This is a genomic window from Pseudomonas sp. BW16M2, from assembly GCF_014268865.1.
Lineage (GTDB): Bacteria > Pseudomonadota > Gammaproteobacteria > Pseudomonadales > Pseudomonadaceae > Aquipseudomonas > Aquipseudomonas peradeniyensis.
This window is the reverse complement of sequence record NZ_JABWRI010000054.1, coordinates 1-11,575: the sequence shown is the minus strand read 5'-3', so window position 1 is coordinate 11,575 and position 11,575 is coordinate 1. Positions and strand designations below refer to the sequence as shown.

The window sequence follows — 11,575 nt, the reverse complement described above, 5'->3', positions numbered from 1 at the left end:
TTCCAGAGGCTCCGGTGAGGTTTCAAAGGTTTTCATACAGAACCTAGGGTGGTTCTCCGTGCCGTCATGTCGCGGCAGTGAATAGAGGGGAGAGGGGCTAAAGCTGCGCGGAGTACTTTTGTACTCCGGTTGTCATTATGGCTTGCGGGTTGCGTTCGGCTGGAGGGCGAGACCCTTCACAGCCTCGCTGTAGATGAACTTGATCTGATCCCAAGGGATCGTGTGGCTTTGCGCGAACTCGCCCTCTCCATCGCATACATCGCAGCCTTCCACCGGCTCTTCAAGATCGGGCATTCGCGCACGACATTTAGCTTGAATTCGCCAAGCAAGAGGGCTTTGGCTCCGTTCTCAGCCGTGAGTCGCCTGGGCATGAGGCAGTACTCTTCGGGGATCGATACGACCGGCTCTCCCTGCTGCTGCTCGGCTGGTAGGGTCAAGAGCCTTTTGATGTCGTTCCGCGCCTGAATGAATGCGGCGTGTACTTCAGCCTTGCAGCTACCGTCATTAAGTACGTTTTCGAGCGTATGGCGCGGCACGCTGACCATCTCTGTGTTGCTGGATCGGTTTTCTGTGGGCATGGGGATACCTCAGGCGTTCATGAATGGCATAATCAAGGAGGAGAGGGAGTGCGGAAGCAGGGTGGCTTATAGGGAGTTGGCGATGGGAGATTTGGCGTTGCCTAGCTGGTTCAGTGGAGCTGCTGACGTGCTTTCGGTGCTTGGTTTCATTATTACCGGCTGGGTCGGTTGGCAGGCCAGGGCACTTAAGGAGTATTTTTTTAATCGAGTTCGCATAGGTGAAATACTTCCAGAGATCTCGAAAGATTCTGAGGAGTTACTAAAGGCAATTCGAGAATGGGAAAACTCTACTGGTGATGCTCAGCGCGTACATTTGGCGATATCACAGATTAAAGGTCGGCTCAGTAATCTTAAGGGGAAATTGAAGTCGGATGAAAAAAGATCGTTGACAATTGTTTTGGCCAAGGTCGAGAGAAGGCGGTTTTATTTCTTTTCTGGCAAGGTTTCAGAAATAACCCAGGCCGACGCCTGGGAAATCGCACGCGACCTGAATAGCATGATTGTCCAGGTTGAAAGTGGGCATAAAGATTCGAATTGGAGGCAGCGGTGAATACTGAAGACAAGATGGCTCAATTGGTTGAGCAGGTTCTTAAGGCCACGTATCGCGGCGATATTAGCTGGAGAGTTGATCAACCGCCGCCATCTCTGACCAGGGCAACTGATAATTTTGTACCTGTATATCTAGAGGCAAGGTATAAGGGTAAAAATTTAGTTATTTTTGAGCAGAGGGAAAAATATTGGCATGATGAAGAGAATTCTAGTTGGACTAATTCTGTTCATTTTGGGGTTGAGGTGGCTGGCATCATTGTAAGTGACTACTCTCAGTATTCTCCGATGCTTAGGCAGCTGTATGAGGTGGCTCGTAACAATGCCTCTAATATCGACTCGCTCCTTAATGATCTACTTGACTAGAGCGGGCTACTCGCAAAGTCCATAAGAAGAAGCGCACCGATTCCCGCCATCTGTGTGCGCTATTAGATCAACCATGTCGAACTGGCGACCTCCGCGAGAGGTGTTGGCCCAGTCGACGATGCGGCCAATGCGGTGGGTCGCTGCGGCGACCTTGTCAGTAGGCTTAGCGGTGGGATCGGTGACGGTCGCAAAGAAAGTGACCGCTCCACGCTTGCTGGCGACGCTGACCAAACGTTCCCATTTGCGAACCCGAGACACTTCCTCTGGCCACTCGGTGGCGATCTCGCGCAGTTCATTCTTCGAGCACATCATGCAGGGCATGTAGCCAACTCGGTTGCAGCCCTGGCCGTACTGTCTTTGCCGCCGCTCATGGGGCGTGATTCGTTTAAGTGGTGTAGGGATTTGTGGTGCGGGGAGAGCTAGCCCAGCGGGTGCAAGGCTACTGTCGCAGCTTCAATGCCGCTGCAGACGCTTCCGTAGGTGATAGTCATGGTGGGGCCTAGCCGGTATATTTCGGCATTTAGCCCGGAGCTATGCTTATGGAACAAATCAAAGACTTCATTCCAATTATTGGGCCGGTAGTGGCTGCGCTTATCGCTGCACTAATTACTTTTGTTGTGACTGTTTTAAGTAAAGAAAATAAAACATCTGAATTTCGCCAGGCCTGGATTGAATCGCTGCGAAATGATGTGTCGGAGCTTCTTGGTGAACTCAACGTTTTAGAAGGTGTTTTCGAGGTAACTATTGACTTTGATCTTGAAGCGAAAGAAGGTCAGGGTCAGATTAACGAATTTTGGAAGCAACATCAGAAGGAATACGCTAAGATCGATTCGCTTTGCAATAGGATAGTGCTAAGGCTGAACCCTAATGAGCACGCCGGTCTTATCGCTAAAGTGCGAGAGTTAGAGAATTCAATGGGGCAAGGTCAAAAGGTTTCGTCGCAACTGTGTGAGGTGTTGGTTCATGATTTCTCGGTTGTGTTTAAAAAGGAGTGGAGCCGAGTTAAAGATGGTGAGGCTGTTTTTCGACGGATGAAGTTTGCGGCTGTAGTTGTACTTGTTACGGGTGGGATAGCTCTTGTGGGCTTAATTGCAGTCGTCGCGTACAAGTTCTTTGGTGGTCAAGGCTAAGTAGGTTGAACCCTAATTTTTATCAAGCTACGATTGTTACGGCGTATATCCTGAAATAGGGGGGGCGCTGGCGGGTAGCGTCGAAATGGGCTATTGCTTCCCTCGGTCAATCCACCAAGGAGCTTGAAATGAAGCGACTACTGATAGGCGCTTTGCTGGCGGCCTCAAGCGCGGCCCAGGCTGTCCCGCTGATGAACGCCACATGCCCAGGAAACATCGAGGTGCACGCCGACAAGGGCGGTCCGATCTACATCAATGGCAAGGAAGGAAAGCTGAAGAAGTTCAACGACAACTACTTCGAAGCCAAGGGCAGCGACGTGACTATCTCGCTGTCGATCAACCCGGATGGCTCGCCTGATGTCTCGTATACCGGTAAGAACCGAGCCAACGGGGTCTGCCAGGTATAAGGGGCGGATTCCTAAAGCGCTGCGGGCAGCGTAGTAGTGTCAGTCGTAGGCTTCTTCGCTGTAGCGGATGTCGCCGACGTACATCTGCTCGTATTCAACCTTGGTGCCGCCCGTGTATAGGTTCAGCACCAGGGCCTCGGCGCCGTACGCGCTGCCAAGAATCAGCGACTTTTTCATGTCCGTCTCGCCAACACGCAGGGAGTAGCATTCACCCTCGCTAGTGAACGCCATCTGCACCTGACAGGAATACTTGTCCACCCCCTCGTTGGCATCGGCATAGAGGTGCCAGTATTCGGAGGTGGACGAGTAGCCCGTGCCTTTCTCGATGATGAAGGTCGGCGCCTCGCTACCATGCTTGTCGCGGAGGTGGCTGTCTTCGAAGGCCCTGGTCAACTGGTCGATCAGCTCTGAGAGCTTGATTCGAGCTGGTAGTGGCTCAAGCACCTTGGCGAGCTTTTCCGTGATGGTCTGGCGTAGCGCCTGTTCCTGGTAGTCATTGATCATCGAGGAGACGGTCTTGAGCACCAGATCCCCGTATCGGCCCAGTCCCGAAATTTTGGTAGGCATGGCGCCGGCCAAGCTCTCTTCCAGCAGTTTCTTGAGCGGCGAGTTGTAGCTGAACTGCTCCTTGATCGCGCTCGTGACCGCGCTTTCGACGTTCTTGTCGATGATCGGCTTCAGCTTTTCCGGGCTCAGTGCAGCGGCTACCGACTCAGCTACGATCCCTTCGATGTTGATGTCGATCTGCCACCAGAATGCATCAAGGCGCACTACCATCCTGCTCGGATAGTCGACCGCCACACAACCTATGGCCGCTATGAGAACAGGCAGTTGGTCTGCGAGCTGTGTGAGCCGGCTTAGATTCCATGCAGGCGGCATGAAGGTTAAGAGGGTTTGAGGCTGAGTGGTTCGTCGAAGGCGCCATCGGAAGGAAATCACAGAAGCTAGAGGCTTGGAATTCTGACCCTGGAAAGGTAAGCCACCGCCATTGGATCTGGGTGGCTTACCTTGTTCTGAGAGATTACGCCCCCAGGAGCGTAATCAGATCCTCTTTAAGCTTGAAGCATTCGCTGTTCTCCAGAGCGAAGTGGAGGAGATCAGTCTTGTCCGAGATGGAAGAAAGCTCGACCGTCTGGAGGTCGGTGACTCCCTCTATTTGGGCAACATAGTTCATGCCATCAGCCGTCAAGGCCTCGTCGATCATGTCGCCTTCGAAGTCAGGGTAGAAATTGAGGGGGAAGGGCATCCCAGTGGGCATTCCACGCCCTTTGAAAAAACACTGCATGTCGAGTCTTTTCGGGGAGGTTTCGGAGTGTTTCGCCTCGAGAATGCCTATGAACTCAGCGTCATGCTTGAACCCTTTCAGAACCACGTAGTCGCAAGTTCTGGGCCGGGGATGGGTCGCTTTGGTGGTTTCTTTCATTGCGAATACGCTCAGCTCTTTTCCCAGCGTGTCGTAGGCATCCTGAACCTTATCGTTGTAGGCGCCTACTTCATTGAAGAAGCTATCGATTGCCCTCATGTTGGCTTCACCTTGGCCAGATTCGGCTAGAAGGTTAGCCAAGGCCCTCTCAGAGCCGATGCAGAACGCGTAGACGTATTGCTGCGCCTTTTCAAACGTCATGCCATGAAAATCTACAAGGACGCTGGCGTAGAGCGGCATGAGCGACCCCATTCTGTATGGAGGCAGGGGCTGCAAGATTTTTTCCTGACTAGTTGGATTCCAGTAGTCGGGGCTCAGCACCCTGAGAGTGAGGTAGCTTGCCATGAAGCAGAAACCGACCGTGTTGAGCTCTGTGGCATAGAACTCGCGCCACGAGATACTCAGTGGGTCAGAACCCTCGACACTGAGTTTGGAGCGCGAGTTTCTGACAAGTTCAGTAAACATCAACGTCCACTGGGTTGCGCCGATGTCTGCATCCAGTTCAATTGCTTGGTTTTCGAGAGGTGTAAGCGCGGGGCGCCGCATCTCCGGATCTGAATGCCTCGTCTGATTGATTACGCCGAGGTGGCCATTCGTAATGTGAGTGATCTCATGACCGAAGATGAAGTCCAGGCCAGTCAGTGTGAGATGTTTAGCGAACGCGCTCCTTACCCGGCATGCTGGCCTGCAGGGCGAGAAGGCTGTCAGGTCTTCTTGAGCTGGGATGAAGTGTGTGTAGCCAGCATTGGCTTCCAAGCTGGTATCGCCTACGCCAGCCAGGATGTTCGGGTTGCTAAGCATCCGGGTGAAGATTGCGGATACCAGGGAAATGGTTCCGAAATGGATACCGATGAAGTCGATGTCCTCTTCACCCACGCATGCAAAACCGCCGATTGCTGCGGTATTTACGACCCCGAATTTCAACGTCCTGCCCGTCTGGTCGTAGTAACGCTCCATTGCCAACCTCGTGAGGTGGGCAAAATGGGCCACAGCGTTTTCGAACAGGTGTTTGTAGAAATCGTCGGTGATGACGGCTTCGTCGTACAAGCCACCCCTCGCCTGTATCGTGGTAGCAATGTCTCTGGAGACGTGGTCTAGGGTTTTGATTCGTTGAGTCATTTTGTGTCGCTTCCTTCAGCTCATGCCTTGTCGCGATTTCGCGGGGCACGAATATCCGAGCCAGGCTGGATGCCGGCCATAGAAATAGTGGGGTAGGGTGAGCCTACCTAACCACAGGTGTGTTATTTCTAAGTGGAAGGATTAGCGGAAGCGGTGGCGGTAGCCCGAAAGCTCTGGCCCATATTCGAAGAGAGGAACTCGAATGCAAGCCAAATGAGAGAAATACAAGCGGATGCGAGCTACTAAGGCGTGTACGTCAATGCGGACTAGCTTAGAGAGAAGAAATTGAGCTCGGCGGATAGTACGGTGGACTACCCTCAAATGCTCAATCCAGACTTTAGCTTTAGCCTTGCAGCGTCGAGCGTAATCTTGAGCTTGTTCAAGCGTGTTGCGGATGTACTCTATGAAGCCTGAGAGACCTTTTGCTCCTTCGCTAAAGGAGCGCAGTGGCTGCTCATCTACTGGCCCACAGCTTTCCAAGAGGCTATCAGCGATCTCCTGGAGTTCTGCTATGGTCTGATCAGTAGATACGTCCACGTTTTCACCTGGCACGCTGGGTTCGAGTTGGCATAATCAGACTGATTTTCCTCGGCTAGGTCAAGAGGGATGTTGCCTGGCAAGACCGTTCGTCGGTGTTTATGACTGATGGGTCAGCAGCTCATTCGGCGAATTTTCTAGTGCTTTTCAGAGGTGTTCTAGGAAGATTGAGCCTTTATTTTTCGTCCTTTCAAATGCAACCTCCTCAGGGTATCCATCCAACCCAACGACCATGATAGGCTCAGGATCCCGGCTATGCATGCAAACCAGAGCTATCGTGGCTTGGTGTTCTGGGACTATGGCCTCGTGGTAGGTATGCCGTTCGAGTTGGTAGTGATCACCGATTCCGAGCTCCCTGCTGCCTGTCTGGGTAATTGAGATCCTTTCGCCTGTATTCTGGAGCACATTCGATGTGTTACCCACGTACCTGTCGCCCGAGTATGTGACCGAGTACAGAGGATGCCCATGCTCGTTCGTCACTACAGGGCGGTAGTCCAGATTTAGCAGGCTCCCCTTCAGGATGCGGCTCTCTACATTGCGGTCATGTGTGTGGATCCGAGCAGGCATTCCCGTGCTTTGCCGCGCAGTTGGAGGCCAAAGGTGCAATCTCCACTCTTCACCCTCGCTACGTTCCAGCAGCAATACGTGAAAGCCGTGAGGGTGCAGCAGGCATGACGGATTCGTATCAGAAATCCATCTTCGTAGGGCTGCCCGCAGTGTTGGTACCGGCGCTTCCCAAGCCAAGGGTCTCCGCAACAGGGCATCGAGTTCAGCTGGCATACGGAGCCTTCCTGGCAAGAGCATCATTCACAGCTTGCTCTACCTCTGGAGTCACTTCTTCCTGGCCGAACATGGCTGCAAGCAGGCTTCCTGATGGAGTAGTCCGTGGTAAGTCGATGCGAGAAGCCGTGTCACGAACCCACATGAATTCGGTCAGGTATGCCGCGTGGTCGGGATGGCTATCGTGGAATTTGTACGCAAAGTCTTTGGGGCCCTCTCGGGTGACCAACAACTCTTCAGCGCTGCCCTTGATCCTGAAGACAGAGAGACGACTGCTGAGATACAAGGACGCTGTGACCAGTGACGAGTTGTCCAGGGCCGCTTTAGCCAGCGCTGCTGCGGTCGCGAGGATCTCAGCCCTGGCGCTTTCTATGCTCCATAGGTGGCCATCGAAGGTGTCTTTACGGAATCGCGCATACAGATCGCACATTTGATGATCGCGGAAATCGAGCAGGATGACTTCGATGTTGACCGGGCGTCTTGTTGACCTGGCTCGCTCGATGAGCCTTGATAGAGTATGTGAACGGAAGTAGCGCCCTGTACGGACGTAGACCTTATAGTCCTTGGCCTCGGTCGCAATCCTGTCCAGCTCTCACTTGAGGTCTTGAGGTAAGACCACGATGTTGTCTCGCTCTTCCCCGGGATCTAAAAAATATGCCATGTACCCAATCGAGAACAAGGCGAAGACTCCACTGGCAACGAGTGACAGCAGCAGGCCGTTCAGCGTGTCCCGCAACCAATTTGGCCCGGGTTCACCCCACGCTATGGCAAGAGCAGCAGCAAGGCACGTGATCACCAGCAGAAGGCTGAACCCTACGAATAGCCTGCGCTGCGATTTGGATTTAATAAAGCCAGGTAGAGCCACTGCGCCGCCTTCTCTTCAGTCGGATGGGAAATGCATTGAGAGACCTGTCTGAACGACGGTCTTGGCTGTCAATATATGCTTATTGACGTGGTCACGCACCAGAGCGAGTGATCAACAGATCTTGCTTGACAGCGGGCGAACTGGCGTTTCTGAGTTGTAGCTGATTGCAGCTCTCTCACATTACCCGGGTGCCTAATCTACCTTGTGTGACTTCAAAACTTCAGTCAGAGCCAGTAGATCAAGGTCGGCCCTTCGCAATGCCATGTGCTTTAGATATCATGCTGCCACTACGGTGCTCAGTCGCTGATAAGTGATTGATTACTTCTTCAAGAGGGATGACGCACAAGGGGATGTGAACCTTGGGGCGTATTGCGAAAGGATTGAATATGCCTACTATAGTAGGGTTGCGTTTTGAAGATCGATTGCTGGAGCTGATTTCAGCAAAAACCTTGAAAGTTGGAAAGCTTTTTGAGGTTGATTCACTTACCCTGCTTCTTGGCAAAAATGGATCAGGCAAAACGCGATTATTAACTATGATTGCGGAAGCAGTATCAGGACCAGGACGAAGCAATACAAACATTTACCTGAAAGGAGGAGGCGATTTCATTACCCTGAGGCGTCACCATCACAATTTCGCAGCCATCTATTATTCGGGTTTGCCATACAGGCGAAAAATTAATGATCGCGCAGGATTCATCGATGCATCACCTATGATGGATGATGATAAATCCTCATATGATCAACATGGTCGTATGGCTAAGCTTATATCCATTGCCGGCGCGTTGGACGTAAATGTACATCTTACGGCGAAGCTGTCATACTCGAAGAATATTTATCGTTCGGTAATTATTCCTGAGCTCAGGGGTGTAGTCGAATATTTGACTGATTCAAGGCTTCAGGCGCTTTGTTCGAAGCTGGATGAGGTTGAGGCTAGTGCTTCAATAGGTTCGGAGGCCGTTAAAGATCTTGACAAAAAAATCGAGAAGTGCATCCAGGATATTTCTGTTTTAGTGCATAGGTATATGTTGGATCATCTTCCCTATGAGGAGCATATTCACTTTCTTGCAGTCATTGAATATCTTTATTCTAATAATGAAGAGCATGATGCAGATTATGTTGTTTCTTTATTGAGCTACGTAGGTTTGGTGGGGGGCGCTAATCATCGCGATGGTATGCTATATGTGTCTGAGCTGGTCGATAGAAGCACTGAGGCCATTAGAATGTATGCGATGGCGCTTGATCAATCGGAGCGTGCGATTACTTTCTCTGTAGACGGTATTGAGCAATTTGATGCTGTGCGTCAGTACAGAACACCGATCAAGGTTGAGTGGCCTATGCTCAGTTCTGGTCTGCAGGCACTTATAGACCAGTTTGCATGTATAGAGGATGCAGTCGCAGGTGCGGTAGAGCAGAAGCTTCGGTCAATCGTTTTGCTTATTGATGAGGGTGATGCTTTTTTGCATTTGGATTGGCAAAGGCAGTATATTACGCTGCTTGATAGATTTCTCGGGACTTTAAAGAGAGACTATGGTCTTCAAAGCCTCCAGGTGATACTTGCCACTCATTCGCCTATTGTGGCAGCGGATATACCAGGGTTGTTTGTTACAAATCTGGATGATGATGAAGATTCCGGTATCGATGCGAAAACATTTGGCGCCCCTATCGAAGAGGTGATTGCAGGGTCGTTCGAGTCGAGTGCGCTTGGTGCTTTTGCTGCGGCTAAAATAAATCAACTTTATGCCAAAATGCGTAAAAATAAGTTGACTCCGCAGGATCGCAGCTTAATTGATGAGATTGGCGATGACGCTATACGAGCTGTGCTTAAGCGGGGTGATTACTCATGATTATCAGTATCTCAGATGTTTGGGTTGCATCTGTTGAAGAACATGCAAGTTTTCTCGAAGAAGTAATCGCGAAAGGAATAGCTAAATTCGAGGGATCATATGTGGAAAGTATGGTGATAAGTTTTATTTCCGCCAATAAAGATCTCATTGTATACGGGCGCCCACCAGATCTTCAGCAGTGTATTAAGAATTTCTTTAGTTTTTTTAATGGTGAATTGTTTAGAGGTTGTGCTATTGAAAGAATGAAGAGGATTTTTGATTATGATGCTTTCTCCGCAAAATCCTCAAAGCCTTGGACGGCATATCATCTTTGTTCGCAGGCTCGTTACAAGGTGTGTTGTTACTGTCAAACGGTTGAGACTGGCACTTGCCTACCGGATGAGGATACAAAGGGCTATCGCCCGCCTATTGATCATTACTTTGGTAAAGCTGAATATCCGTTCCTTGCGCTTTCCCTATTTAATTTTATTCCCTGCTGTGAAAAGTGCAATGGCCCTCAGATGAAAGGTGAAATAGATTTTTCTGAGCTGCCTCACCTCAATCCTTTGATTGATGAGGAGTCTATTGAATTCTCACTGGTGCCCGTTCCAGCGGCAGCTGCTAAACTTGCCGAATTTTCTGCGTTTAGTCTGCCACGTGAACAATATGCTTTAGAGTTAATTTCAACTAAAAATCACAATATGTCGGCCTGCTCCATAAAGACCTTCCAATTAAAAAGCCGTTATGCTGCTTACTCAGGTCGTGCTTATTATTTAGCTAAGCGTCTGCGAGGCCTACCTGCCAGGCAAAAATTTTACGAAGATGGTCTTGATTTTGATGTTGAGTTAGAAGATCAGCTGGAGTTTAAGCCTGGCGAATATAAAGAAGTTCCTTATGGCAAGGCTCGTTTATGCCTAGCTAAGCAGTTTGGCGTTGATCTTACCTGATTGCAGGGCGTGATAGAGTTTTTCAGTCTGATTTACGAAAAACTGTTGGTCGGCCTCAGGTTGCTCTGATCAGCTTCGCTGTGACCGGAAAATTGGCGTGTCCGGTTCACAGCGATATGTAAGCGCTACTTATGGAGTCTTTCGCTGAAGAATACTGTCCGAATTAGAGTCGTAAGTTTTTCCCGTAACCAAACCTTGCTTGTAGTAATCGTTCAGCAGCATAAGCAGTGTAGCGGCGTCATCTTTATTCTCAATGAGAGGTTTGCCGTCTTACGTGACTTTCAGCTCCTGGCCATAATAATCCATGAGCATTTGCTTCATTTTTGCTATTTCTGTAGCGCCGATAGTGCTGTGGTTCTCGTTTTTTGTGATGTTAACCAGTGTTCTCATAAGAGAAGGTTTGGAAATGATTTCGGCTTGGAGTATATCCATGCCTTGAATAACATTCTGCGCTTCTATGGTCGTGAGGGTTTCTTTAGTTTGTTCGGTGAACTCGTCCTCGAGTTCAACGATTTTTTCAAAATTAGGCTTTGAGAAAATAAGGAATGAGTCTTCGATCAAGGCACAGTCGAATTTGTCCTCAAATGTAATGTGCTGCGGTTGCACTGGAACAAGCTTAGGGTCGCTAGAGTCAAAACTGGCCTTGAGCTTATGGAAGAGTTTTTGAGGCTCGTCAGTGGCAACGCTAGATTGAGTTATTTTCTTGAAGAGTATGACAGATTTTACTTCGCCATCGACAGACACCGTCGCCTTTACGCAGTAAAATAAAATGTTCTTTTTGATCTGGCCTAAAGATGTTGCGGAGCTGATGGCGCTCCCATCCAGCATTTTCTTCCAGGTTTGCTCGGACAGCTTTAGCTTGCTGGCATCTTTGTAGATGTACAGCGAGCGGGGCATATCATCGCCAATGACAGCATAGTTCTGCGGGGTTGTACCTGCGTCCAGATAGCGGCTTACCTGAGTTTTAACCGACGTTTTGAAAAAATCGTTAATCTCTTTGCTGGCGTCTAGGTTCTGTATGAAAACCTTTGAAACCTCACCGGAGCCTCTGGAG

11 protein-coding genes are annotated in these 11,575 nt (G+C 50.1%); 6 read left to right on the top strand and 5 right to left on the bottom strand.

Annotated features, from left to right (window positions below):
• Positions 1-176 precede the first annotated feature (176 nt).
• Positions 177-578 carry a hypothetical protein gene (locus HU735_RS26455; RefSeq protein WP_186716423.1) on the bottom strand — a complete coding sequence of 134 codons (402 nt, stop codon included), beginning with the start codon at positions 576-578 and terminating at the stop codon, positions 177-179.
• Positions 579-597: 19 nt separating this feature from the next.
• Between HU735_RS26455 and HU735_RS26450 the strand changes: the two genes are divergently transcribed.
• The 4 genes from HU735_RS26450 (at position 598) to HU735_RS26435 (ending at position 3,027) form a co-directional block, all read left to right on the top strand.
• Complete coding sequence (locus HU735_RS26450; protein ID WP_186716422.1) at positions 598-1,128, top strand: hypothetical protein; 531 nt, start codon at positions 598-600, stop codon at positions 1,126-1,128.
• Positions 1,125-1,490 (top strand): hypothetical protein, encoded by a 366-nt coding sequence (locus tag HU735_RS26445; protein WP_186716421.1) that lies wholly within the window; start codon positions 1,125-1,127, stop codon positions 1,488-1,490. Before HU735_RS26450 ends, HU735_RS26445 begins: the two co-directional genes overlap by 4 nt.
• A 539-nt stretch (positions 1,491-2,029) precedes the next feature.
• Positions 2,030-2,620 carry a hypothetical protein gene (locus HU735_RS26440; protein WP_186716419.1) on the top strand — a complete coding sequence of 197 codons (591 nt, stop codon included), beginning with the start codon at positions 2,030-2,032 and terminating at the stop codon, positions 2,618-2,620.
• A gap of 128 nt (positions 2,621-2,748) precedes the next feature.
• Positions 2,749-3,027 (top strand): hypothetical protein, encoded by a 279-nt coding sequence (locus tag HU735_RS26435; RefSeq protein ID WP_186716417.1) that lies wholly within the window; start codon positions 2,749-2,751, stop codon positions 3,025-3,027.
• Positions 3,028-3,066: 39 nt separating this feature from the next.
• Here HU735_RS26435 and HU735_RS26430 read toward each other — a convergent pair whose 3' ends face one another.
• The 3 genes from HU735_RS26430 to HU735_RS26420 all read right to left on the bottom strand — a co-directional run bounded on the left by HU735_RS26430 (position 3,067) and on the right by HU735_RS26420 (position 7,316).
• Positions 3,067-3,798, bottom strand: a complete 732-nt coding sequence (locus HU735_RS26430) for a hypothetical protein (protein ID WP_346655381.1) — start codon at positions 3,796-3,798, stop codon at positions 3,067-3,069.
• Between the two features lie 250 nt (positions 3,799-4,048).
• Positions 4,049-5,569: a hypothetical protein gene (locus HU735_RS26425; protein ID WP_186716415.1), complete on the bottom strand. Its 1,521-nt coding sequence runs from the start codon at positions 5,567-5,569 to the stop codon at positions 4,049-4,051.
• 1,306 nt (positions 5,570-6,875) lie between these two features.
• Complete coding sequence (locus HU735_RS26420) at positions 6,876-7,316, bottom strand: hypothetical protein (RefSeq protein ID WP_186716413.1); 441 nt, start codon at positions 7,314-7,316, stop codon at positions 6,876-6,878.
• Positions 7,317-8,137: 821 nt separating this feature from the next.
• On the opposite strand from HU735_RS26420, the gene HU735_RS26415 reads away from it, so the two are divergent.
• Positions 8,138-9,595, top strand: coding sequence for a hypothetical protein (locus HU735_RS26415; RefSeq protein WP_186716412.1), 1,458 nt, complete (start codon positions 8,138-8,140; stop codon positions 9,593-9,595).
• The gene (locus HU735_RS26410; RefSeq protein WP_186716411.1) at positions 9,592-10,521 is read left to right on the top strand and encodes a hypothetical protein; all 930 of its coding nucleotides are present in this window, start codon (positions 9,592-9,594) and stop codon (positions 10,519-10,521) included. The genes HU735_RS26415 and HU735_RS26410 overlap by 4 nt, the downstream gene beginning before the upstream one ends.
• A gap of 270 nt (positions 10,522-10,791) precedes the next feature.
• Here HU735_RS26410 and HU735_RS26405 read toward each other — a convergent pair.
• On the bottom strand, positions 10,792-11,575 hold a 784-nt coding region (locus tag HU735_RS26405), incomplete at its 5' end, for a Kiwa anti-phage protein KwaB-like domain-containing protein (RefSeq protein WP_186716410.1).